Source organism: Corallincola holothuriorum, assembly GCF_003336225.1.
Classification (GTDB): Bacteria; Pseudomonadota; Gammaproteobacteria; order Enterobacterales; family Neiellaceae; genus Corallincola; species Corallincola holothuriorum.
Window position 1 is genome coordinate 1 of record NZ_QPID01000009.1, and the last position, 23209, is coordinate 23209.

Here is a 23209-nt window from a genome sequence, read left to right on the forward strand (position 1 = left end):
TAAAGAAGTTCGGAGACGGCCGGACTTTGTTATCTCAGAGCAGCGAATACGCTGGGCTATGAATGAATTTTTAAGGCTGGTTCACACAGCTGGACTGGGGGATTTATGAGGGGATCCTCCAGCGCCTACAATAATGGGCCGGAGCGCAGCGACGGTCCGGCCAGCTTTGCTGGCGATCATTAATTGTCTTGTTACGTGTTTTTAAGATGATACAAATTACCTTGTTCAAACTCTACTATCTCTTCGGAGGCATCTGCCGTATTGAAATCTAATTCGATTTTACCCGAAGCTATATAATCTTTGAATTCATCATACTGTTCCCCGAAACGAGAGAGGCGCCACAAATCAAACCCATCAATTCGACCATCTTCCGCATAGTCGTAATCTACTTCAAAATCTCCAAACTCAAAGTAACAACCAATACCGTGAAAGGAATATGAATAAGAATCTATTTTCCCTACACGAGCAATGCCAGCCTGTCGGAAATACATAGGTTCTTCAATATCGAAGGCTTCCTTCATTATTTCTTCAGCTTCACGCACTCTAGAAAGAAACAGCGAGATAAGTTTTAGTAACGTTTGATTCATAATTTATACACGTAACAGTGTATTAGTACGACCTTACAAGGTAGGAGGTGCGTAGGTATCGTCGAACTAATAACTATCAGAAAAACATCGAACAATCATACAGCAAGCGAGCCACGCAAGAATCTGAACCAAATCAAGATTATGAGAAGCCTAAACAGCTAGCCAAATCACGTCGAGTTATAGAGATTACCGGCTTTGATGCTGGTGAAGCTATTGTTCACAGAATTGAGCAGTTTAAGGCAGCCCGCATTGATTGCTATGACGTAGTCATTGACGGGAAGTAGTGGCAGAGGCGAATGGGGTGGAGCCTGATCCTAGCTTCAATAAGAAAAGCAATGCCACGATTAACTGGCGACTTGTATCTCTAGCAAGGAATGGGGCAGAACTGAGTTAGCGTCGAATAACCGAAGTTGGCACATTGCCGCGGCAAGATTACATTGAGCCCTCAACTTCATTGCTATCAGAGCGAGTATGAGCGACTGCAACTAAGGAGCATATCGGCTTGAGACATGCTCCAAAATCGCATTATGCCGCCAATGGGTTCTCATTCAGATAGGCCAAAAGACCATTAGCCATATTCACTGACCAAAATTGCCCTGCCAGGGTCAACGTTACTTTTTCATCGTCCAGCATAGCCAACCCATTTTGCTGCCAAGCGGAAAACAGTGGGATGGCATGTTTGAACCTTTGCTCACCAAGTAATTCTGCGGAGACAGCACCTTGGTCACAAGCACCGACAATGCGTGCGTTGCGCTGATGTTGTTTGCCTTTGGCCATCATCATGGCCACCGGCCATTGATTCGCTTCTAAGGCGGTTTGCCAAGGCTCGATATCCCGTGGCTGCATGTAGCTTAACCCGCCGATATTACCGCCAGCGCCCGCGCCGACGGCGAGAATTTCGGCACCGGATTTGGCCAAACGGTTGTAGCGGCTGCGCTCTTTATCTGTGCTGGCCCAGTGGCAATAGCTGAGCTGTTTTAGCCCAGCCTGATTGAGGTAGTCTGCGCCTTGGCGATACAGCAGGGCACGCTGCGGTGTGTCCATTAAGCTGTCCAGCTGGCCGTTGTCCAACGCCCGCTGAATGCCGGTGCCTTGGAAATTAAGTAGCTGATACAGGTCAACACCATCGACGCCGCTTTCCAGGGTGTCTTCCAGATCCTGCTGCCAGCTTTGGGTGGTTTGATGGGGCAGGCCATACATTAGGTCAATGGCAATGGTGGCGCTGTTACTGGCGGTCAGGCTTTTCAGCTGCTTAAGCAATGTTTCTCTATCATCAAGCCGTTTCGCCGCTTTTCTTACCTGTGTGTCAAAGCTCTGCACGCCAAACGAGAAACGGTTAAAGCCACCTGCTAACGCCCGCTCAAATTTGTGCTGATTAAATTTATTCAGCCGTCCTTCGAGCGTGATCTCGCAATCGTCCCGCAGTGGCAACCAGGCACGGATCCGCTCGCCCAAACTGTAGATCTGCTCGGCGGTGAGGTCGGTGGGTGTGCCACCACCGATATATACGGCATCAAAAGGTTGGCTTTGCGACCATGGCTGCGCGGCTTTGCGCTCAAGATCGACGAGCAGACATTGAAAGTATTGCTCCATCAACTGGGGTGACGAGGCGTATTTAAAGAAATTACAGAAGCTGCAGCGCACCCGACAAAACGGAATATGCACATAGAGGGCGCGTTTGCCCTGCGCTTTGACTGGTGTGCCGAAGAGATTGGTTAGCTGCTGTTGTGCTACCTCGGCGGCGAACGGCGGTTGTCCACCCCGTCCTGCATGGGCGCTTGTTTTGCCGCTAAAGGCGTACTGCAGTGGCGAAGGGGAGGGACGTCCTGTCATATCTTCGGTCAGCGTAGGGGAAGGTGCAGTTGGCTGAACGGACTGAGTGTGTTGATAAGATGCCGACATGGTGAATACCCTCGGAAAACGTAAAATGTTGTGATGTTGGCCAATCTGTTGTGGTCAGGATGGCGGTTAAAATTGGCGGCTAAATATGACGGGTTAAACCAAGTGATTTAACCCATGTGATTTAACCCGTAGCTAAAGCCTGGATCAGGCGTGGCTAGGTCAAGCGAATGCAACTGTGGCCGCTAGGCCGCATGCTCAGGTGTAGGCGCTGGTGCGGCTACGTCATCGCGCTTCTTATGACCGTCACGCAGGTGGGCAATGGCTTCACCTGTCAGGCTTTTACCGGTAAAGGCAAAGGCTTTACCAAAGCCTTTAACGAAGCGACCACTTTTCGGCGTCAGGCGAAACAGTTTGAAATCGCGCAGCTGGCTTAGCTGTTCGATACGCTCACCGTGGCGAGCCGACAATATGTCGCGGCTGCTTAGCCAATCATCGCTTTCGAACGGCAGCAGTTCGGCGGTCATGCTGTAGCTGACGCGCTGGCGAGCAAACAGCTCTTTCGCACTGTCTTCATCTTCAATGATCAGCACCGAGGCCTGCGGATTAGCCTGTAAGTTGATGGCGTGTACCGCGATCTCACTCAGTAATACATATAAACACTCGTCGCCGACCGCATAGGGCGCATGTGACGCATAGGGCTCGCCCTCACTGGTCAGTGAAGAGAGGAACAGGCTTTTTCGGTTATTCAACATGGCCATGATTTCTGGGCTAATACGCCCTGCGATACGTTCACTCGACATCTGTTTATCCCTCTGCAATTTTTTCAACGGGTGCTGTTGAACCTGTGGCTAATTCCGGCAACTTTCCTGTGCGCTTCATATCTAGAAATGCCGTTAACTGCTCTGGGTGGATCGTGCCGTTGGCATCCCGCCCTAAATAGATCTTAAAGATTGTGCCGCCTTTGCGGTCTTCAAACACAAAGGCATAGCTGTCCATGCCGCGATGTTGTTTGGCCATCAAGCGAATGTTTTGGATCGCTTGCAGTTTCAGGTGGCCATGAAGCCCCGGCAGTTCGCCATTGAGGTTGAAGTAGCCGTGCCCCAGCTCACCGGGTGGAAAGGTGCCTTTGAACTCAAACACGCAGCCCGCCACAATGATGATGGTGGTGGTATTACGCCACTGACTAAGTAGGGTCAGCAGTGCTTGTGCTTGCTCACCCGGCAGGCTTTCCGGGTGCTCGATATTGTCGATGCTTGCAGTGATCATATTGATTGCCTTAGAAGCTGTACTTGGTGGATAAGATGACTTCACGACCCGCTTCGTCGAGTTCACTCCAGGCCTGACGATAATCTTTGTCAGTCACGTTGTTCAGCGTGAGGTCGATTTTCAGCGCCTTGATGCTGCTGGGTGTCCAGCTGGCATAGATATCACCCACGGTATAGCTGCCATAGGTGGTGCCATCGCTGTTGCCGTCATACTGGGTTTTATCCTGCTCTCTGGCGTGCGTGAGGCGGACGCCTGTGGTGATTTGGTCAGCCCAGAAGCCATAGCTGATATCAGCATTGAAGGTGTCGGCAGGTATGTTGGTGAGGTCGTCACTGGAGTTGTCGTCTTCACCGCGCACTATGCCGTAGGCCAAGCCCAGCTTGAAGCTGTCGAGGTGGTAATCGGCGGCGATCTCGAAGCCTTTAATGGTGGCTTCATCGACGTTCACCCAAGTGGTTGTACCGGGATCTGGGAACGGCGGGGCAAAGCTGGGATCGGTAACGATCTGTTCAATAAAGTCGTCCACTTTGTTTTCAAAGATGGAGGTAGTGATATTGAGGCTGTCAGCTCCGGTAAATACACCGGCGAAGTTCATTTGCGCCATCAGTTCGGTATTGGCTGCTTGCTCCGCTTTCAAGTCTGGATTGGGAACAAAGGTGTTACAAAAGCCCGGGCCCATACAGAAGTGAGTGCCGGTGGAATACATCTCCTCGGAACTCGGAGCGCGGAAGGCTCGATCATGTCGCAGGGTCAGCTGTAACCAGTTAGTGGTTTGCCAGATCAATGCCGCTGACGGTGAAAAGTCGTTATCGGAACGGTCCTGACCGAGGTTTTTGGCTTCGGTTGAAAAGTAGTCATAGCGGCCACCGACTTCTAGCTGCCAACTCTCAGCGAATGGGATATTGGCTTGCACAAAGCCGCCCCAAACATCGGTATCTGCTTCTGGCGGTGTCGGGCGATCATCCCCTTGACGTGAGGCGCTGAACTCTTCGCGATAGCCGTCCACCCCGTATAGCAAGGAGATGTCACCAAACCCTTCGACAGAGATCAGTGATAAGTTATTCAGGTTTAAGCCATAAACGTCCAGATCGGTACTGTCGCTGCGACCATCACTGATGCGGTATTCGTCCATCTCGACGTTATTCCAGTAGGCCATTACCTGAGCGTTGATCAGCGGCGAATCGGTGTCGATACGGTAGTCGGCAGACAGGTTTGTGGTGTCTTGATCGCGATTAATCAAGAAGTTACTGGTGCCATTGAAGTCAGCCGAACCATTGGAGGGCACGTTGCCGGAGCTATTCGCGGTTCTGAGATTGAATGCCAGAGATTGAGCGTCATCGATCTGCCATTCGGTTTTTGCCAACACGCCTTTGTCACGGGATGCAGAACCAGCCAGCGACTCACCGCTGCCCAATTCTATGTCATTACTGTCGCGATAGTAGCCACTGAGTAACCAGTCGAGCGAGTCGGTGCGTCCCGCCAGTGCGCCGGTGGTGGTTGACTGGTCGTTGTTCCAGTTGAACCCTTGCTTAACGAAGCCGCCAAGATCTTGTTCTGCGGTCAGTAGATCGCCAGCGGAAACTGTATTTTGTGCGACTACGCCACCTACCGCGCCAGAGCCCCACAGGCTGCTTGATGGGCCTTTGATCGCTTCAACACTTTGTAGTAGCTCAGGATCGAGGAAGTAACTGGGGCGGTGTCCTGATTCAAATACCTGACGCACACCATCAACGGTTTGCAGCACTTTATTGCCGGTTAAACCCCGGATATTGACACTTTGGTTGTTGGCGCGCGGGCCACCACTGACACTGATATTGGGTTCGTTTTTCAGCACCTGTGCCACCGATTGTGGCTGAATGGTGTCTATTTCTTCTTTCTCAACCACGGCAATAGGGCGAGACACTTCGTCTACCTCTTGCGCCATACGGGTAGCGCTTACCACCACGGGTTTAATCTCTAGTAGCCCATCGTTCTGCTGCTCATCGGCAGCTGTTGCGGTAAAGCTAGAGGCACTGAACATACTGCCAATCAGTATGGCTAAAGGTTTTAACTGCATAATCGTCCCTAAAGTAACTGGTTGATAACCCAGGTTTAGTTGGTGGTTTTTTAGTGGGCCCGGTGACTGCGGTTGAGTTGAGAACGCTGCTCAACGTGTTACTCAGGCCATCTGTTAGGGCGGCACCTTAGCATCAAAAAGATCAAATGCAAATACAAATGGTTCGCATTTACATTTGATCTTTATCCAGTTACTATCGCTCCATCTTCGCTGTCATGGTTTTTATTTCGGCTGAGGGTGTGATCGGCGTTAAGGCATGCAAGCCATGTTAAAGCTCGGGGTATCACGCCGTTGATGAAGTGCTACCAGGGTTGGATATGAGTTTTTGTCTCTACAGATACATTAAGACGCAGTGGCCGCTGATGACGATGCGGGCGCTGCTGTTTTTTGGTTTAGTGCTGGTCTTATTTGGGCTTTCGTCACAAGTGGTTCCTGCCCCCCTTGCCAGTGCGAGTGCAAACGCCAGTGCTAGCGCCTTGGCGGTGAGTGTTAATTTTGCTGTGCCGGCGGCTAAATCCCCTGTGGCCGAGAAACAAGCGCAGCAAGCTAAGCCAACCGATGCCGCAGTAAATATGACCGAGCCAAGCGCCACCAAGGCACTCATTGCCGAGAACAAACCAGTGATCAAGCCTGAGCCCAAGCCGGAAGTTAAACCTGTGTCGCCACAAAAACCGTTAGCTGAACCTGAGCGGCCAATCGAGACTGAGCCAGCAGAGGCGGTGCTCACTGCGAGTGAACCAACAGCGAGTGAACCTACGGACGCTGTACCGACAGAGGCGGTGCCGACAAAGGCTACTCCTGCACACAAAACCCCCACAGAACCAGCGTTGGCAGCCGTTGAGCCGCTCGAATCCGATGATGTTTCCGAGCCGAGTACCCCTGCATTGGCCGCTGCAGCGCAAGCGGATGGTGCCCATCAAGAGCCAGAGTTTGTTCAGCCGCTGTTTGCTGCCCCACCGACACCGCCCCGTTATCCCACTGTGGCACGTAAGCGGGGGCGGGAAGGCGTTGTATTGATCGATATCTGGCTGGATGCGGAAGGCAAGCAGGCGAAACGTGAAATCGCGCAAAGCTCGGGCTGGAATGTACTTGATGAGTCGGCATTGAAGGCCGTCGCGCGTTGGCAGTTTCATCCCCATCAAGCGGCGGGGGTAAACATCGCCTCGCGTCTGCGGGTGCCGGTTGAATTCTCATTGCAATAACGCCGCAGCAACCAACGAAACCGATAACAAACACTGAACTAATAAGTTGAAAAATGATGAATTACAGTCAACTACAGATTGAACTTGGACCACTGGCATTGCCTTTGGTCGCCTGCGCCCTGGTGGCCGCCATGATCATCATGGAACGCTTGGTGATGCTCAGTTATCACAGCTACAAGCGGACCTTGGCAGCCGGTGGCATGGCTTTGCTGCATGCCCATAAAGAGTATGCCAAACCGTTACGGGAAGAGATTGTGGCGGTGTGGCTGCATGGTCAGAAACAACGCCTCGCCAGTGGCATTCGTCTATTACAGATCATTGCCCTGGTGGCACCACTACTTGGCTTACTAGGCACTGTGATCGGTTTGATCCAGGTGTTTGATGTGATTGGCGTGCATAGCGGGCCGATAGAGCCAGCCATGTTAGCCGAAGGGTTGGGCATGGCGATGAAAACCACCGCCGTCGGCCTGATTATCGCCGTACCAGCCGTACTCGGTGTGCATGGCTTTCAGTTGTGGGTAGACAAGCTGGTGGCGATTGCTGAGCACGGCATCAATGTCGACAACCTGAAACTGGATGGTGTCGGCATAGGCGTGTGGCCTGCGACGGCTTAATCGTTGCCAGCGTGCTAATCCAAACAAACCTAACAACCCAAACGCAGCGTAGATAAGTCGTAACCAATAAGACAAATACTGATGATAAAGACTGCTTCCCATAGTGAGCTGAGCACCAGCCTTGAACTGACCCCGTTGATAGACATTGTGTTTATCGTGGTGGTGTTTCTGCTGTTAACAGCCAATAGCCGCTTGTTGTCGCTGCCGGTAGATATTCCTGCCAGTGACAGCGAAGTGACTGCGCAACCGGCAGCAGATAAGCCACTGACTTTGGTACTGCAACAATCGTCGCCAGCCTTTGCCATTGATGAGCAGCATTTTGAGCAGTGGCCAGCCTTCAAAACGGCGCTGATAGCGAGTATTCGCGACAATGACAAAGCCGTGGTGATCGCCGCTGACAAAAACAGTCCGGTGGAACCGCTGTTGAAATTACTGGCATTACTCAATGCACACCAAGTTGAAAATACCCAGATCTTGATGGAAGAAAGCCAACCATGAAAACTTCACTGACTCCCTCTGTTTTTACCTCGGCCGGACGGGCTTTACGCACCACAATTTGCACCGTTGCGGTGAGTGCCACGCTGCTTGTTGCCAGCAGCGCCAATTTGTATGCCGCCGAACGGCTGGTGAGTACCGATGCCGGTGCGACCGATCTGATCGTTGCCATGGGGCTGGCTGATGAACTGGTGGCAATCGATGTTACCAGCCAGCCGCCGCAGGGTAAGCAACTGCCAAGTGTGGGCTACCACCGCGCCCTGTCTGCCGAAGGTTTGCTGAGCTTAAAGCCCACCACTGTGGTGGGTAGCGAGCATATGGGGCCGCCGGCGGCAGTACAGGCGCTGGAGAGCGCCAAGGTGCAACTGGTACAACTGCCCAGTGCCGATACTCCCACTGATCTGGCGAATAACATTCAGCAACTTGCGGCGGCATTAAATCGTCCCGAGCAAGGTGAAGCATTGCTGATCCAATTGAATCGCCAGTTGGGACTGCTTAATGAAGTGGACCGCAGTGAGCAGCGGGTGGCGTTTTTGTTGGCGATGGATCCGAGCAAACTGCGTTTAGCCGGAGCGGGTACCGGGGGTGATGCCTTTATTGACCTGCTTGGTGCACAAAATGTCGCTGAGTTTGATAACTACCGCAATGTCTCAGCCGAGTCGTTGTTGAGTATGCAACCGACGGTGATTTTGGTGGCGGGCAAAGTGACAGACCAAGCGGTAACCAGCTTACTCACGGCAAACCCGATTTTGCAGCACACCCCTGCGGGATCGCAGCAGCGCATTATTGCTGTTGATGGCAGTAGTCTGGTCGCTGGGCTCAGTATGGCGGCCGTGGCAGAAGCCAAGCGTACCAGCGCGCAGTTGGAGAAAACCCTTTGAAGCGTTGGTCTCTCGGTTATACCGCCAGTTCACTTAGTGCGCTGTTAATGGTGGGTGCCGCACTGTCGTTGGTGTCTGGAGCGATGCCATTGCCCGCCAGTGAAAGTATAAAGACCCTGTTCGATGCTGTTTTCGGTGGCTGGTTTGAACAACCCATGAGCCAACTGGCACCGTATCAACAGGTGATCGTATTAGAGCTACGATTGCCGCGTTTATTGCTGGCGATCTGCGTGGGTGCGACGTTGGCACAATGTGGCACCGTGATGCAGGGGTTGTTTCGTAATCCGTTGGCCGATCCTGGCATTATCGGCGTGTCATCGGGCGCGGCGGTCGGCGCGATATTGGCCATCGTGGTATTTCCCGCAGCGTGGGGGGCGTGGACGATACCTACCGCAGCATTTGTGATGGGGCTACTCACCACTTTATTAGTGTATGGCTTAGCGCAATCGTCCCAGGGCACATCGGTATTGATATTGCTGCTGGCGGGAGTGGCCATTGCCGCCTTTGCGGGGGCAGCGATTGGTTTTCTCAGTTACTTTGCCGATGACCAAAGCCTACGCGAACTCAGCGTGTGGCAGATGGGATCATTGGCTGGGGCAGGGCAGGCCAACCTGTGGCTGGCTTTTGTCACCATGCTGGCGGTGGCTTTTGCCTTTCAGCGCCGCGCGGGCGCGCTTAATGCCATGTTGCTTGGCGAAGCGGAAGCGCGCCATCTGGGTATTGCGGTTGAACGCTTAAAGCTGGAGTTGATTGTACTCTGTGCCATCGGCGTGGGGGTGACGGTTGCCTGCGCCGGTATTATCGGATTTATTGGCTTGGTGGTGCCCCACTTAGTGCGCCTGACCACGGGGCCGGATCATCGCGCGCTACTGCCACTATCAGCCCTATTAGGGGCGTGCTTGTTAGTTACCGCCGATCTGCTGGCTCGTATTCTAGTGCAACCGGCCGAACTGCCGGTGGGACTATTAACCGCGCTGCTTGGCGCACCATTCTTTTTGGCTTTGCTGATCCAGCAACGCAAACGCTGGGGTTAACCATGCTGCAACTTAATCATGTCCGTTGTCAGGTGGCGGGCAACGTGCTGTTAAATGTGGATGGATTTACTGCCAGTGCCGGGCAGATGGTGGGGCTGCTTGGCCCCAACGGCGCAGGCAAATCGACTCTGCTGAAAGTGATCAGCGGTGATATGGACGCTAGCGGCGATATCCAGCTGCACGGCCGAGCATTGTCGGAGTGGCCTGCGCTAGCCAGAGCGCGCCACTTAGGTGTCTTGCCGCAAGCCAGCCAACTCAGCTTCCCGTTTACCGCGCAAGAAGTGGTGGCGCTGGGCTTAACGCCACTGACACTCTCACGCCAAGAGGGGCAAAAACAGGTGCAGCAAATGATGGCGCAAGCCGACTGCCTCGGCTTTGCCGATCGCAGCTATCCGTCATTGTCTGGCGGTGAGCGCCAGCGAGTGCAACTGGCGCGCGTTTTACTGCAACTGAGTCAGGCTGAATCCACACCGCTGTTACTACTCGATGAACCAACATCGGCGCAGGATCTAGGTCAGCAACACGCCATTTTAAAGCTCGCCCGGAAACTGGCGGAAGAGAAAGGCTACGGCGTGATGGCCGTACTGCATGACCTCAACCAGGTGCTGCAATACTGCCATCAGGGCAGCCTATTAGTGAATGGCAAAATCATCGCCTCAGGCGCGCCTGAACAGCTACTCACCCAGCAAGTGATCGCCAGCCATTGGCACTACCAAGCCGAACGCACCGTACTCAGTGATGGCCGCGTGGCGATGTTGTGACTCAACGACTTTGTCAGTCGCTTAAGCTGATGATATCTTGACCTTATCCGTCTCTGTGCGACAGGGTAGAGTCAACTTTCAAAATTGGCTTAGATGGAGGGAGCTTGTCCAACCCCTCTCAGATTCAAAAGGAGTTGCGAATGAACAAAATAGCCTGTTTATCTATCGGTAGTGTGTTTTTCGGCTTTTTGGCGTTTGCCGGAAGTTATCATTACGTGTGTACTTTTACCGCTGGCGTAACGTATTTTACCTATCCTCCTGAATCCGTCATCTGTGCGCTTATCTCATTGCAACTTGGCTTCACGGCAGTTAAGAGTTTTTTACGTACACCCTTGAAGCCAATAGAGCCTGCGCTTGATATCCATAACATGGCGCCAATGGAACCTCCTATTTATGGTTAGGTTTCAATACTAACAACTGCTACTGCCGCTAAATTGTAGTTGATCCGATTCAGTAGACACCAAAGTCAAATAAGACGGAGGTGTTTATTCCTGCCTGTAAGAATGCGAAGCAGACAAACTAATACACAGCGCCTAGTATCAAGTTCTAAGTGTTGACACACAAGGAGCGTAGCCATGTCCAATCCGGTCTATCAAATAATGCTGCCCGAACTTGATTCCAAGTATGGAGAAAACGGCGTATCAATAGGATTTCCACGGGGCGTATATAACTCGATTACCTACAACGATATTACGAAAGCCATGGGTATGGACCCAATGGGCGATTTACGGAAACTGACGAGAACGACCTTCTATCAAGCCCAAAAATCGTTGCAAGAAAAGTATTCAAATTATGAGACTGCTTTTAAGCCAATGATGGATACCATCGAACTCTGGGTAACTCAGAAGTCTGATATGGCGAATTATTTCAAGGAAATCACAGATGAGATACAAAACCTGAGGGATAGTTGTGATTCTCAGCTGTCCAGCATCGTGCATGTTTTTTCAATCAAACCGGACGAACAAGCAGGGATTGAAGAAAGCGACCTATTACTGGATTTTTTGAATACGGTGACTGCCAACTTGGCAGGATTCGTTCCTGCAGTGAATGCTTTTCAGCAAAGCTTGCTGTTTATTGTGCGATCAGGCAGTGGGAGGCCTGTTCATGGCGGCTATACCCCGATACAAAATGAAAATCACCTACATCTTTCTGCCGCAGGGTTACATGACTCACTGAACGATAAATTTTTAAGTCTGCTATACGAAAAAGATCGCTTGTTTGAAAATGCCTGCAAAAGCAAAACGCTGCTCGATTACTTTTCTTCTCTTACGCCGCCCTCTGCAGGGCGGCGGAATGAGATGAGGCGAGCACTGCAAGAAGCATTTAAACTCACCTGCTGGAGCAAACTGCTCCCTCAGTTTGCCAAAATCCAAAAGGCTGGCGAGTTGGCTTTCTACCCCCAGGGAAATCACAGTGAAGACGACATTCTGGAGTCCTGTCGCCGCAACGCAATTGATAAGATAAAGTTAGACGGCAATGGAAAGCACATAGCGACTGTCGGTTTGCTGATCCATAGGGAAACATCTGGTCGCGTTATCGCGCCTGTATACACTTATAAAGTGTATCTTCTTGAATTAGTGCTGGGACACAAAGACCAAAAGGATCAGCAATTTCCAGCCGAGGTGTTAGACAAGGTAATAGGCGATGCGGGAGCCTGGGGAACCAAGAAGTTCTCACGGAAGACGGTTCTGATGGGAAAGCGAGGAAGCTTACAGCCTATCAAGCGCGACTTGGGGAGACTGTATCGCCCCGCTGACGGCGCAGAGGGCGCACGGTACTTCGTATACCCCATCCGAATACAACCGGATAACGTTTCTGTTTTCTCTGGTGAGCAGCTTCGTCAACTTAACCCAGACTAGGTGCCTAACCGGCCACCTTTCAACAGACACGAGACAGCATGAGTTGAAAGAGTATTGGGAAGGGACACCCAATCTACGCGGCGGTGACCAATGTGCAGCCATGGCGACGATGATTTCTGCTGCTGACAGTGCGAACAATCGGCTTTTTTGGGTATGTCTGTCAGCTGGAGGGGGAGGGAAGTTCAGCGAAATCCATTTGCCCCACGAAATTGCCGCAAAATCCGCTAGTGAAGCGCAGACACTATTGCTCCACCATGTTTAAAAATCAAAATCGAACAATATTGGCACTGCGTGCAGTAAACCCTGTCCAAATTTAACCTTATTAAAGTTGTGGTTACTTACTAAGCTTTGATAGCACCAGAGGATGTGGTGCTGGTGTACCTCGGGAGTTGTCCGGGACGTTCCGTCCGGTCCTATTTCCAACTGCTTTCGGAGGTATTTATGTCTGAGACAAAACAGCCTGCGGCAACAAGAGATGGAGATCTTGCCGATCCTATCGCAGCATCGTTGCTATCTGAATATGATATTTTTGAACACTACGCGCCTGGCCTAGTGGTCGAGCAAGACCAGTGGTATGCCGTGTTTCATGTGGCCTCTCATGCCGTCGAGGTTCAGCTGCTGGGGGATTTTACTGATTGGGAAATTAACCCGATCGAATTGAGTGTGTTACCCAGTAAAAAGTTTTGGTATTACCGCTCGGTTTCCAAGGCTGGCACTGTTCGGCCCAAAGATGGTGAGCGCTATCGTTTTCGAGTGAAGTATCAGGCAAACGGGCTTTGGTTTTACTACCAAGACCCCGCCGCCCGTCGCCTTGAGCACACTGGTTTAGATGGCAATTCGCTGGTGTCGGCGTCTGATTACCCGTGGCAGGATGGCGATTGGCAGCGTCCCGGCTGGGAGTATTACTGCATCTATCAGCTGCACCCGCTGCGCTTTAGTGGGCGTTACCCTGAGTTGAATCCGCTGCAAACGGTGACGGCAGAGCTGCCCGGTTATATCAAAAATACCGGCGCAACCGCATTGCAGCTGTTACCGGTGAATGCCTTCGCTGGCAATGTCAGCTGGGGGTACAACGGCACATTTTTCTATGCCATTGAGGACTCCTACGGCTCGCCGGACGATCTGAAAAAGCTAGTCGATACGGCGCATCAAAATGGTATGGCGGTGATTTTGGATGTGGTGCTGAATCATATAGGTAATCGAGACAACGTACTGTGGCAGCTCAATCAAGCTGAGTATGTTTCTGGGGATACGGCTTGGGGGCCGATGCTTAACTTCGGCAGTGATGTGACCCGTCATTTTCTTATCAATAGCTTGTTGTATCTGGCCAAAGAGTTCCATATCGATGGTTTCCGTTTCGATATGACCCATATCCTCCATCAGGGGAATATGTGGGCGAACCATGTGCGTTATCCAGGCGGTGTCAGTGGTTGGCCGTTTATTAAAGAGCTTCGCTATCGAATGAAACAGCTGGATCCCAACTTGTTATTGATTGCCGAGGAGTTGCCAGATAACTGGTATGTGACCAAAGAACACACGCACAGCAATTGGGGCGGAGATTGGCATGGGCCATTCGATGCTCAGTGGTGTGACAGTTTCCACGATCATGCTAAGTCCGTATTGGCAGGTGGGCATCTGGACGAGCTGAGCAAGGTGCTGACACCGTTTGGCGATAACTGGCAGGATGCGGTGAATTACACTGAGTCACACGATGAAGTGGGCAACGAAGATAAACGGGTGGCGAAGATTGGCCGTAACGGTATGGGCTGGAATATGTCCCAGTTGGCGGCTGCTATGACGATCTTCTCCCGCGGGATCCCGATGATCTTTATGGGCCAGGAGGGTGGCGAGTGGCTTCAGTTTGGTCAGAATGGCAGGCCTGAAGGTGGTGGCAGCTGGTGGGATCACCGTTTAAGTTTGACCACTTACGAGACCATGCCTTATCAGCAAAAGATCCTGCTTTGGTTCCAACGGATGTTTGAGATCCGCCGATCTAATATGTCAGCTTTTTCATGGGGAGATATCCAGATCTGCCATCTCCATAACGACAACTGTATCGCTGCGTTTACCCGTGATGGCGGAAAGTACCTGATCGTGCTGAATTTTGGTCCAACGACCTGGTGGCACTACTCGGTAGGCGTATCTGGCTATTACAAAGAGTTAGCAAACACGAGTTGGCCAGCGTTTAATATCTGGGACTTTACCGAGGCCACCCGCCACGGCGATCAGCACCATGATATCCAGGACTTGCATATCCCGGCCTATGGCGCAGTGGTGCTTGAGAGGTACTAATCGTTTATCTCACCGTTGTTGCTTTCAACATACCAGCCCGACCACGTGCCGGGCTTTTTTGTGACTCACCTTCGTTGATAGATGACCGCTAATTTTTGCCAGAATAGAAGGATAGCCTATTAGCGAATGGCGAAATTACCGCCTCTAGAGCGCCTGAACAATTACTCACCCAGCAAGTGACCGCCAGCCATTGGCACTATCAAGCTGAACGCACCGTACTCAGTAATGACCGCGTGGCGATGTTGTGACTCAACGACTTTGTCAGTCGCTTAAGCTGAAGTCGCTATGCATGCGGCACGGTTGTACAACAAAATAGCTTCTAAAACCGTGCTCTATGGATTGCGCTCACTTTCCCTGTATCAGCACGATAGGAAGTTCATGAAAGGGGAGTCGGATTATCTTTCTGAAAAACATAAGCCCAATCGCTTATCTAGTCATATGAAAGCGACGGGTAAATCGCGCCCTCCAGGTGTCGCCGCACATGCCATTGTTTCTGGCGGCCATATGGAAGCCAGACAAGCGAGAAAAATATTGGCACAGTGGAAAATTCGTATTGATGACCCTGATAATGGAGTGTTTTTACCTAGGAATTCCAAGTACATGCCTCATCCTGAACTTTCTGAGGCACCTAACCATGCTAAGATCCATACCGAAGTTTATTATGTGAATGTGACTCGTATGATTGGCGCGGCGCAGTCGGAAGAGGATTGTAGAGTTTTTCTTCGAGTAATCGCAGATCAGTTGCAGAAAGGGAGGTTTAAATTCTAATGAAACGAGTCTTGCAAATTGAACCAGATACGAACTTTCGCTTTATGTATTCAGTTGACGATTATGATGTGAATGATTGGAAGTTTAATGGTGAATCTAGAATAGGGAATATTAAGCGATTTCAAGCGCAATGGGCACAAGATAGCAATAAGCCTATTCCAGATATCTCTTATATCAACACCTCTACTTTTGCGATCTCAAAGAAAGTTGCTACAGAATTAGTCGAATTATGGGAAGACTCCGCCGAACTGATCCCATTCGATGTTAATGATGAATTATGGTACCTCCTTAATGTTATCAATAGGCAAGAGAATATACTCGATGTTGATAATAGCGAGTTTATGGTGCCTGTTCTAAATGTGGGTATTGAGAAAGCTGTCTTTTATCCAGATAAACTTCCGCGTAGTTGTATTTTTAAAATCCCAGAAGGGCGTTATTCGGAAACTTTTTGCGTTGACTCCCGGGTAGACGATGAAGACATCATGAATAACCTGTTCTGTGCAATACAAGGCCATGGTTATACAGGGCTAATTTTTAAAGAAGTTGCTAGTTACAAAGTATGATCAAAGGTGCGAGCGCCATTGATTCCGTGAGCCGGGATAGCCACTCGACACGGTGGCTAACTGACTCAGATTTTGTGCTGTTATCATTGCAGCAACTCGGGAACGCTTGTTTAGGCTCTTCGGTACGGGTGTCCGCCCAGACGAACAAGAATTAAAAGGTAAATATGGCAGTTTTAGACATTCTCACGGCACCAGATCCAAGGCTTAAGGTTCAGGCTGAAAAAGTTGAGGATATCGAAAGTGTGCAGACCTTAATCGATGATATGTTGGAAACACTTTATGCTACTGACAACGGTATTGGCTTGGCTTCCACTCAGGTTGGTCGTAAGGAAGCGGTTGTCATCATAGATCTATCAGATAATCGAGATAGTCCCTTAATACTGGTAAACCCTGAAGTTGTCAGTGGTACTGATAAAGCGTTGGGTCAAGAAGGTTGTCTATCTGTTCCTGACTACTATGCAGATGTAGAGCGTTTTACTTCGGTTGTAGTATCAGCTTTAGATCGTGAAGGGAACCAAATCACAATTGAAAGAGATGACTTTCTTGCTATCGTGATGCAGCACGAAATTGACCATTTATCGGGTAATCTGTTTATTGACTATCTTTCGCCCCTTAAGCGTCAAATGGCTATGAAAAAGGTTAAAAAATACGTCAAAGCACACTCTTAGTCACGTGCGTTCAGAGTCATTGACCCCAGATGCAGTCTCTAACTGACTCAGATTTTGTGCTGTTATCATTGTGTCTTACAGGATTTCAGGAATGCTTGTTTAGAACGTTGGGAATGGGGGGCTCAGTGAGGATGGTTTTCTGCTGCTGACAGCTATAACGATCCAATGCGATCACAACCTGTATTGAACGGTTCTTGACAGATATAGCACTCCTCGGTGATTTTGCCCTGCCAATGAGCCGTCATGAAACCTTCCTCAAACCTTTAATTGTCGGCAACTATTTCGACATCAGCAAATCACACTCAATACAACCAAAGCAAGCGTTGCGCCCAGTCAAAAATTCCTTCGGTAAGCAGCGTTTACGGCCTGTTCGTTCACGCCAATGGCTAGGCTAAAAGTTGGATCAACTCGCATCAAGCAGACCTATATGATGATTTTTAAACGCGCCTTTCGACTGACGCACGGCATTTCAAAACTGCTCATGGTGTTTATGCCACTGGTGATTTTGGCTTGTGTGGCGATGGCGATCTTTCACATTCATCAGGGAGTCAAACACTACAGTGAAATAATCAAGGCGGATTCAGTCTTAATTGGCAATGCCTACTACAAGATTGAAGATAAGATTAAACAGCTCTCTGGCGCTCAAGAACTAAAGCGGGTGGAGGAGCAATGGGCACTGATCTACAGCCGAGTAAAAGTAGAGGTAGAAAAAGATAAACGGATAATTGACGACACGTTCAAAGCTGAGTGGGCCAAGATAAAAGCGGATGCAGCCAAAATTAACTCAGCGCTGGATGAAGTGAAACGAGAAACGGATCAGCTGGTGCGTGCCGCAAATAAGGTCTCTAGCGCTTTGTTTGGCTTAGCGGGTTTTCTAAAACCGCTGCTTGATGCGATAGCCAATAATGCATTAAGTGTGCTGGTTAATTCGATTAACCAGTCATTTGGTGAAGTCGCTCTGCTGAGTGGCGAAGTGGCCAAAATGATCGAAGATGGCATTCAGGCGATAGAGGTTGAGCAGTTAGAAGAGCTCACGGATCGCCTTTTAGTACTTAACGCCAGCATCAAGGCTGATTTAGAGCTTCTTGATCTGTCTTTGAATGATTTACGCCAGCTTAAAGACAACCTGGCCGAACAGAACCAGCAGCTTCTGGACGACAACGGGCTACCCATTGGCTACCAATTCGTTATTTACGGCCTCATCGCCTTTTTCTTATCCCTTTTCTACTTTGCGTATCTCTATCTGCGCCATTGGTTTCTAGATCCGTTGATTGAAGCGATGCAGATCATCAAATTGGCTTTTGAGCCCATCCCCGATCCCTGAGGAACGAAGCCATGAGAGTACGGTTATGGGAAGTTTTTCTGGAAAGGGACAGCTGACAAGAAAATAACACCCGCTCGACGCGATGATGACCAATGTGCAGCCATGGCGCAGTGGGGTTCCCACCTATGACACTAACAATCGCAGCTACAGGGAGTCATTTCCGCTGCGCTCCTATCTATCATGGCTGCGGACGCTAGGTAGTTTGAAGTTCTGAATTCAATTCATTTATCTATTTGTCACAGAAACACTGGTTAAATAAAAAGGATATTGCTCATACGTGTTCACTTGGATATTTTTAGGGATATCATCGACTACCGCATCTTATTCTTTGATTATTCGCGCTTCGATTGGGTGTTTTAGCTACATGGGCTGCATGGTGTGTATCTAGGAATTGTTCAAGTCGGCTGAATTTCAAAAGTGGCGACTCAGATTCACTCGATATGCGGATCATCTTATTTTCAGATTAAGTCGGTTTCTTACTCAGCAAGGGATAGCCAATGGTGCGAAAAGTAAAAACGCCACAATTAGTTGAACAACAGCAGTTGCAAGGCTCTGGTTACGTCAACAATCACCTGCAATCTGGAGACTTCTGGGTTGTTTCCAGAGGCGCGATGGTCCATTGCTACCGGATATCGGATGCCAAGCTGGTGTGGTCGTATCAAGCACAGTCGAGTGTGTATCAAGGGGAAGTCATAGCTGATCGCCTATGGTTGCCGAGTGAAAGTGGCCTTCTTTGTTTAGCGCTTTCGAATGGTGAACTGTTATGGCAACTACCAGAATTCGAAGGCGATGTGCTTGCCGTCAGCCAGAATGAAATGATCCTTGTCAGCAAAGGCGATTTACAAAGATTGGAATGCCGAGCGGTAGAATCAGGCAAGTTGATCTGGGCAGATGACAAACTGGCGAGCGCGAGATCCTGCTGGGCGCATGATAGGTATTGGATATTGCAGTTGCGTGATGGCGAATTACTTTGTTTGTCACAGCAAGATCAATCTATCGTTTGGAGCAACCACCTACAGCAAGTAATCGATAACGCCGGGATCCATTTCTGTGAGTACCTAGGTGATTGTCTGGTTATTCACTCTGGTGGTGAGCTTGCCGCGTTGGATATTGCATCGAATGCAGTTCGCTGGCGCTTTGGTTTGCGAGACCTGTCTGACTTAACTGCCTTATTTGCTGGCGGCATATCAGTGTACTGCAGTGTTTATCAAGTGTGCAGCGATAGCGACAGCGTGACCTATTGTTATGTTTTGCCCGGGTGCGTTTATCAGCGCCTGTTTCGGTTGCGGTTGAGTGATGGCTATTTGCTCGAGCAATTTGATATGGAAGATATTCCCGGCCTCAAGATTCGAGCACTGATAACGGCCGACAATGACATGTTCTATGCAGCAGCGGGTAATCGACTACTTAACTATGACAAGCGCTCTCATCGCGTTACTTATCGCTACTTGGACAAAAACGGCGCTGAGTTTATAGGGATGCACATTGCCGAAGGGGCTCGAACTGTAACGAGAGACTTCGAAACAGGCCGTTTGCATTGGTTTGAATTGCCCGATTTATCGCCGACCACAAGCGCGAAGCAGAGCGAGATGGCGTTACGTTCACAGTTTAATTGCGAACAGTGGCAAAGCCTTAAAGAGCTGCCGTTAGCTCTGTATCTATTGCTCATCGTTACGATTGGACAGCGTGTTGATTTGGCTGACATGATGCAGGCCGTTAAACCGCAGCTGCAAGCCATGAAAAAAGACCAAGGCCCGCTGGTGAAAGCGCTGATGACAGACCTGGTTGCTGAGTTAAAGATTGCTCTGCAGAAATTAGTGTCGTTACAGCCCAAGTTTGATCACATGATTGCTATAGCGCTGACCCATCTGTCGATATGCGTCGATCCGGGCGTGGCAGAGGGTTTTAAGCGCACAATACTGCAATTCGCAGATGAAAGTGCAGCTGCATTGTCATCGAATCACGAAATGCGACCAGAGTTACAACGTACTTTGCTTAGTCTGCACTCGGTATTCGATTTGTAGGAAACCAAATATCAAAGGGGTTATCAAAGGCATATCAATATCAAAGGGGTCAGAGTCATTGATTCTAAATGGGTGTAAGCAGTGGCGCACAGTCTGGTTTTGAGGCTCGCCTTTTTTACTGGGGCATTTCGCTGCGGCTGGCCTTAAGGCGGATGAATTTAATATTTAATGCTGTATTTGTGCGATCCCAAAGTTATTGATCTAGCTCCTTGCTTCCATTTATTTTTTCCTGTCTTCTTCGGTTTCATCATTGTAAATCAAACTGTTATGGGTAGTGAGTTATGCAGAAGTTGTTGCGTGGGATCGGTCTGTTTGCTTCGATTGGTTTATCGGGTTGTGCACATCACTCGATGTTAAATGAGCCGGTCATTCTTGGCGTGTCTTCACCGATGAGTGAGGTCACTATCGAGATTAAACAGGAATCAGTTGGGACTAGCAAGCTGAATGTTTTCTCCTGCAGCCACGGTATTACCCTGCTGGACAATGAGGACTTGGCACCGTCGCCCTTACAGTTTGTCGATCGCTACGTAAAAACAGAGCTGAAAACTGGTGATAAGCAGGTATCGCTGAACCGCTTTGATGTTTACTTTAATCGTCAGTTGCCATCCTGGAAGAATAAAACAGCAGCCTTTAGTGCCGGGCTCGGATTTCTCGGCGAAGCGATCTCTGAAGATATGCGAGCCAAAGCGATGGACGAGGGGGATGATGTCGTCGGCTGTAAGGGAGAAGATAATGGTGAGTTCAGTGTCTTTGAGTTGGGGGAGTCACCTGATTTTGAGTCGACCCCGATAGTGACTCATATTGCGATTACAATCGACGGTAAGACTTATCAAGGGCGTGGCTTTAAGGACACTTACTCGTTGTCAGATCTGCTTTACTACGTGAAGGATGATGTTCGTAAATCTGTGTTATTAGCGCTGGAGGATATCAAGTTGCAAATGCAGCAAGAACAAGGCTAGTCGTGGTGAGATAAGCCTTCGGCGCGATAGCTAACTAGCTTAGATTTTGCGTTGTTTGCCTCGCCAGGGGCATGAGTTCATTTGTTTGTTGGAAGCGTTAGCTGGCCGGAGGCCAAATAGAAGTGACATCTCAGAATTTCATTATTTTAATGCCGCTACTGACGGCGATGGCGCTGGTGTCTTTCGTCAATACCTCAAAACCAGGCAAGCCGGTTGTTGCTAAGTGGCTATGGGTTACTGCGTTTGTATTTCAGCTGGTGTGTCTGGTTATCTGGTTGGCTGTTGGGTTCGGGACATTGCAGCTACATTCAGAGCTACCGTCAAACTATGCTTGGCTCTACTTTTTTGCCGGAATGTTTGTCGCTTACGTTATAGGCTCGGCCAAGGGAAAAATGATTGAAAGCCAAGAAAGCATAACTAAGTAGTTGTTTATCGATTGAACCTTTTTCTGCCTTCTCAACCCTTTGTTACAAAAGTAGAGGGGCACTCATTCGACACGATGACTTAATGACGACGATGAATGCTATTGGATATCCTCGCCGGCTGAGTTTGAGGTCCTAACATTTACCATATTCGAATCTGTTGTGGCGCTATACATTGAGCTTTCGCTACTTGATTCAAGTGACTTAACTAGTGAGGAGCGCCGCTTTTTGCATAGTCACGAAGATTCAAAGTTACTATTAAAGCTGTTCGATATTGCATATCAAGGGGATTTCGTTGAAATGCTAGGGTCTCATTGTGGCATGGGTTATCGAGAGAAACTGCAAGCGCTTGAGAGGTCGTATAGGGCATCACTTAACAATACTGCGTACTAAACTTGTGCTGGACTGTTCGGGAATAAAGCACACAATGCTGCGAGACAGTTAAGCTTTGTCAGTGCTTGTGGCGTTATATTCGTTATTAGGGAACTATTGTGACTATGGAATGGATTTCATCACTGAGCGTTTTGTCGCTCATCATTATACTTGGCCTCCAACGGCTGAATGAGCAATCAATAAAAATAAAGCGGTTGGAATCTAAGATTGACATCTTAATGCGTCATTTAGATGTTAACTATGATCCCGTGGCGTTGCTTCCGAGGGAAGTCATCGAGGCGAAGGAGTCAGGCCAAAGGATCCGAGCTATCCGTCTGTATCGGCAGTTTTCTGGGGCAAGCTTACGTGAAGCTCGATCGTTTATTGACGATCTGAAGTAAGTAGTGAGGTCACAGGTTTGTTTGTTAATTTGATAAGGAATGCTGTTCGTTTGTAAGGGCTTGGGTTTATAGACACAGTGCTTTCTTTCTTAAGTTTTGGTTCAACGTAAGGCATTAAATTGAAGTTTCAAGGCAAGCTTACTCACTGGAATGATGACAAGGGCTTCGGCTTTGTCGAGCCCAATGGGGGCGGCGAGCGGGCTTTTGTTCATATTAAGTCGTTTACCCGTTGTTCACGCCGACCAGTGGATGGCGATCTGATTGTTTATGAGAAAAAGCAGCAAAAAGATGGGCGCTATAAAGCTGAGAATATCCGTCTTGTGGCTGATCGAAAAACAAGTAAAAAGCGCAACGGAAACCCCCGTAAGCTGGGGGCGGCTATCACCATCGGTTTTTGCGCGTTTTTAGTGTTTGTTATTGGCACCGGACGACTGCCATTAGAGGTTCTTTATTTTTATATCGCGGTCAGTGTTGTCACATTCTTTGCGTACGCTTTGGACAAGTCGGCCGCACAAAACAATCGATGGCGAACGCAGGAAAGTACGCTGCATTTATTTGGTTTGATGGGGGGCTGGCCTGGTGCCTTTTATGCGCAAAATAAGTTAAGGCATAAGTCTAAGAAATCAGCGTTTAAACACGTATTTTGGTTCACTGTGGTGATAAATCTTGCAATGTTCTCATGGCTTCTAACCCAAGAAGGCACGACGCTATTGCGCTCTGTTTTAGGTACATTAGGCTAATGGCAGGCTTGCCGATGGATGAGTTATTCGAGTATCCCCCCACTTTCCAATATCAATCACTTAGTTTCTCCCTGCCTAC

The 23209-nt window shown here is 49.5% G+C and carries 23 protein-coding genes; 18 read left to right on the plus strand and 5 right to left on the minus strand.

The features are described from left to right. Positions 1-191: 191 nt before the first annotated feature. The 5 genes from DU002_RS14160 to DU002_RS14185 form a co-directional block, all read right to left on the minus strand. Positions 192-587: a DUF6896 domain-containing protein gene (locus tag DU002_RS14160; protein ID WP_147271868.1), complete on the minus strand. Its 396-nt coding sequence runs from the start codon at positions 585-587 to the stop codon at positions 192-194. 525 nt (positions 588-1112) lie between these two features. Continuing rightward, positions 1113-2489 (minus strand): heme anaerobic degradation radical SAM methyltransferase ChuW/HutW, encoded by a 1377-nt coding sequence (gene hutW, locus DU002_RS14170; RefSeq protein WP_114339059.1) that lies wholly within the window; start codon positions 2487-2489, stop codon positions 1113-1115. 182 nt (positions 2490-2671) lie between these two features. Continuing rightward, positions 2672-3229: a HugZ family pyridoxamine 5'-phosphate oxidase gene (locus DU002_RS14175; protein WP_114339060.1), complete on the minus strand. Its 558-nt coding sequence runs from the start codon at positions 3227-3229 to the stop codon at positions 2672-2674. Between the two features lie 4 nt (positions 3230-3233). Beyond that, positions 3234-3695, minus strand: coding sequence for a heme utilization cystosolic carrier protein HutX (gene hutX / locus DU002_RS14180; RefSeq protein WP_114339061.1), 462 nt, complete (start codon positions 3693-3695; stop codon positions 3234-3236). Positions 3696-3705: 10 nt separating this feature from the next. Continuing rightward, on the minus strand, positions 3706-5751 hold the full coding sequence (locus DU002_RS14185) for a TonB-dependent hemoglobin/transferrin/lactoferrin family receptor (RefSeq protein WP_114339062.1): 2046 nt from the start codon (positions 5749-5751) through the stop codon (positions 3706-3708). A gap of 317 nt (positions 5752-6068) precedes the next feature. Here DU002_RS14185 and DU002_RS14190 point away from each other — a divergent pair, with 317 nt between their 5' ends. From DU002_RS14190 to DU002_RS14275, 18 genes are all read left to right on the plus strand, one after another. After that, positions 6069-6953, plus strand: coding sequence for an energy transducer TonB (locus tag DU002_RS14190; protein WP_147271869.1), 885 nt, complete (start codon positions 6069-6071; stop codon positions 6951-6953). Positions 6954-7006: 53 nt separating this feature from the next. After that, complete coding sequence (locus DU002_RS14195) at positions 7007-7567, plus strand: MotA/TolQ/ExbB proton channel family protein (RefSeq protein ID WP_114339064.1); 561 nt, start codon at positions 7007-7009, stop codon at positions 7565-7567. A gap of 81 nt (positions 7568-7648) precedes the next feature. Then, a complete protein-coding gene (locus tag DU002_RS14200; RefSeq protein ID WP_114339065.1) occupies positions 7649-8065 on the plus strand; it encodes an ExbD/TolR family protein in 417 nt (138 codons plus the stop codon). Beyond that, positions 8062-8943 carry a heme/hemin ABC transporter substrate-binding protein gene (locus DU002_RS14205; protein ID WP_114339066.1) on the plus strand — a complete coding sequence of 294 codons (882 nt, stop codon included), beginning with the start codon at positions 8062-8064 and terminating at the stop codon, positions 8941-8943. The genes DU002_RS14200 and DU002_RS14205 overlap by 4 nt, the downstream gene beginning before the upstream one ends. 47 nt (positions 8944-8990) lie before the next feature. Continuing rightward, a complete protein-coding gene (locus DU002_RS14210; protein ID WP_114339215.1) occupies positions 8991-9977 on the plus strand; it encodes a FecCD family ABC transporter permease in 987 nt (328 codons plus the stop codon). 2 nt (positions 9978-9979) lie between these two features. Further along, positions 9980-10738, plus strand: coding sequence for a heme ABC transporter ATP-binding protein (locus tag DU002_RS14215; RefSeq protein WP_114339067.1), 759 nt, complete (start codon positions 9980-9982; stop codon positions 10736-10738). A 140-nt stretch (positions 10739-10878) separates the two neighbouring features. Then, positions 10879-11139, plus strand: coding sequence for a hypothetical protein (locus DU002_RS14220; RefSeq protein WP_114339068.1), 261 nt, complete (start codon positions 10879-10881; stop codon positions 11137-11139). A 174-nt stretch (positions 11140-11313) separates the two neighbouring features. Then, positions 11314-12597: a hypothetical protein gene (locus DU002_RS14225; protein WP_114339069.1), complete on the plus strand. Its 1284-nt coding sequence runs from the start codon at positions 11314-11316 to the stop codon at positions 12595-12597. 441 nt (positions 12598-13038) lie between these two features. Continuing rightward, a complete protein-coding gene (locus tag DU002_RS14230) occupies positions 13039-14889 on the plus strand; it encodes an alpha-amylase family glycosyl hydrolase (RefSeq protein WP_114339070.1) in 1851 nt (616 codons plus the stop codon). Between the two features lie 378 nt (positions 14890-15267). Then, positions 15268-15657 carry an AHH domain-containing protein gene (locus DU002_RS14235; protein WP_158538065.1) on the plus strand — a complete coding sequence of 130 codons (390 nt, stop codon included), beginning with the start codon at positions 15268-15270 and terminating at the stop codon, positions 15655-15657. Next, positions 15657-16220, plus strand: coding sequence for a hypothetical protein (locus tag DU002_RS14240; protein WP_114339072.1), 564 nt, complete (start codon positions 15657-15659; stop codon positions 16218-16220). The genes DU002_RS14235 and DU002_RS14240 overlap by 1 nt, the downstream gene beginning before the upstream one ends. Positions 16221-16384: 164 nt before the next feature. Then, complete coding sequence (gene def / locus DU002_RS14245) at positions 16385-16888, plus strand: peptide deformylase (protein ID WP_114339073.1); 504 nt, start codon at positions 16385-16387, stop codon at positions 16886-16888. A 194-nt stretch (positions 16889-17082) separates the two neighbouring features. Beyond that, a complete protein-coding gene (locus tag DU002_RS19290; protein ID WP_147271870.1) occupies positions 17083-17283 on the plus strand; it encodes a hypothetical protein in 201 nt (66 codons plus the stop codon). 32 nt (positions 17284-17315) lie between these two features. Further along, the gene (locus tag DU002_RS14250) at positions 17316-18212 is read left to right on the plus strand and encodes a hypothetical protein (RefSeq protein WP_114339074.1); all 897 of its coding nucleotides are present in this window, start codon (positions 17316-17318) and stop codon (positions 18210-18212) included. A 497-nt stretch (positions 18213-18709) separates the two neighbouring features. After that, the gene (locus tag DU002_RS14255) at positions 18710-20236 is read left to right on the plus strand and encodes a PQQ-binding-like beta-propeller repeat protein (RefSeq protein WP_114339075.1); all 1527 of its coding nucleotides are present in this window, start codon (positions 18710-18712) and stop codon (positions 20234-20236) included. Positions 20237-20517: 281 nt separating this feature from the next. Then, on the plus strand, positions 20518-21195 hold the full coding sequence (locus tag DU002_RS14260) for a hypothetical protein (protein ID WP_114339076.1): 678 nt from the start codon (positions 20518-20520) through the stop codon (positions 21193-21195). A 122-nt stretch (positions 21196-21317) separates the two neighbouring features. After that, complete coding sequence (locus DU002_RS14265; RefSeq protein ID WP_147271871.1) at positions 21318-21620, plus strand: hypothetical protein; 303 nt, start codon at positions 21318-21320, stop codon at positions 21618-21620. An 889-nt stretch (positions 21621-22509) separates the two neighbouring features. Further along, positions 22510-23130 (plus strand): DUF1294 domain-containing protein, encoded by a 621-nt coding sequence (locus DU002_RS14275; RefSeq protein WP_114339079.1) that lies wholly within the window; start codon positions 22510-22512, stop codon positions 23128-23130. Positions 23131-23209 lie beyond the last annotated feature (79 nt).

Bases quoted from the DNA above. Each gene is read 5' to 3' on its own strand.
- DU002_RS14235 (WP_158538065.1), top strand. From the start codon at position 15,268: ATGAAAGGGGAGTCGGATTATCTTTCTGAAAAACATAAGCCCAATCGC.
- DU002_RS14185 (WP_114339062.1), bottom strand. From the start codon at position 5,751: ATGCAGTTAAAACCTTTAGCCATACTGATTGGCAGTATGTTCAGTGCC.
- def (WP_114339073.1), top strand. From the start codon at position 16,385: ATGGCAGTTTTAGACATTCTCACGGCACCAGATCCAAGGCTTAAGGTT.
- DU002_RS14210 (WP_114339215.1), top strand. From the start codon at position 8,991: ATGGTGGGTGCCGCACTGTCGTTGGTGTCTGGAGCGATGCCATTGCCC.
- DU002_RS14200 (WP_114339065.1), top strand. From the start codon at position 7,649: ATGATAAAGACTGCTTCCCATAGTGAGCTGAGCACCAGCCTTGAACTG.
- DU002_RS14215 (WP_114339067.1), top strand. From the start codon at position 9,980: ATGCTGCAACTTAATCATGTCCGTTGTCAGGTGGCGGGCAACGTGCTG.
- DU002_RS14230 (WP_114339070.1), top strand. From the start codon at position 13,039: ATGTCTGAGACAAAACAGCCTGCGGCAACAAGAGATGGAGATCTTGCC.
- DU002_RS14240 (WP_114339072.1), top strand. From the start codon at position 15,657: ATGAAACGAGTCTTGCAAATTGAACCAGATACGAACTTTCGCTTTATG.
- DU002_RS14225 (WP_114339069.1), top strand. From the start codon at position 11,314: ATGTCCAATCCGGTCTATCAAATAATGCTGCCCGAACTTGATTCCAAG.
- DU002_RS14190 (WP_147271869.1), top strand. From the start codon at position 6,069: ATGAGTTTTTGTCTCTACAGATACATTAAGACGCAGTGGCCGCTGATG.
- DU002_RS14220 (WP_114339068.1), top strand. From the start codon at position 10,879: ATGAACAAAATAGCCTGTTTATCTATCGGTAGTGTGTTTTTCGGCTTT.
- DU002_RS14260 (WP_114339076.1), top strand. From the start codon at position 20,518: ATGCAGAAGTTGTTGCGTGGGATCGGTCTGTTTGCTTCGATTGGTTTA.
- DU002_RS14205 (WP_114339066.1), top strand. From the start codon at position 8,062: ATGAAAACTTCACTGACTCCCTCTGTTTTTACCTCGGCCGGACGGGCT.
- DU002_RS14250 (WP_114339074.1), top strand. From the start codon at position 17,316: ATGATGATTTTTAAACGCGCCTTTCGACTGACGCACGGCATTTCAAAA.
- hutW (WP_114339059.1), bottom strand. From the start codon at position 2,489: ATGTCGGCATCTTATCAACACACTCAGTCCGTTCAGCCAACTGCACCT.
- hutX (WP_114339061.1), bottom strand. From the start codon at position 3,695: ATGATCACTGCAAGCATCGACAATATCGAGCACCCGGAAAGCCTGCCG.
- DU002_RS14160 (WP_147271868.1), bottom strand. From the start codon at position 587: ATGAATCAAACGTTACTAAAACTTATCTCGCTGTTTCTTTCTAGAGTG.
- DU002_RS14255 (WP_114339075.1), top strand. From the start codon at position 18,710: ATGGTGCGAAAAGTAAAAACGCCACAATTAGTTGAACAACAGCAGTTG.
- DU002_RS14195 (WP_114339064.1), top strand. From the start codon at position 7,007: ATGATGAATTACAGTCAACTACAGATTGAACTTGGACCACTGGCATTG.
- DU002_RS14175 (WP_114339060.1), bottom strand. From the start codon at position 3,229: ATGTCGAGTGAACGTATCGCAGGGCGTATTAGCCCAGAAATCATGGCC.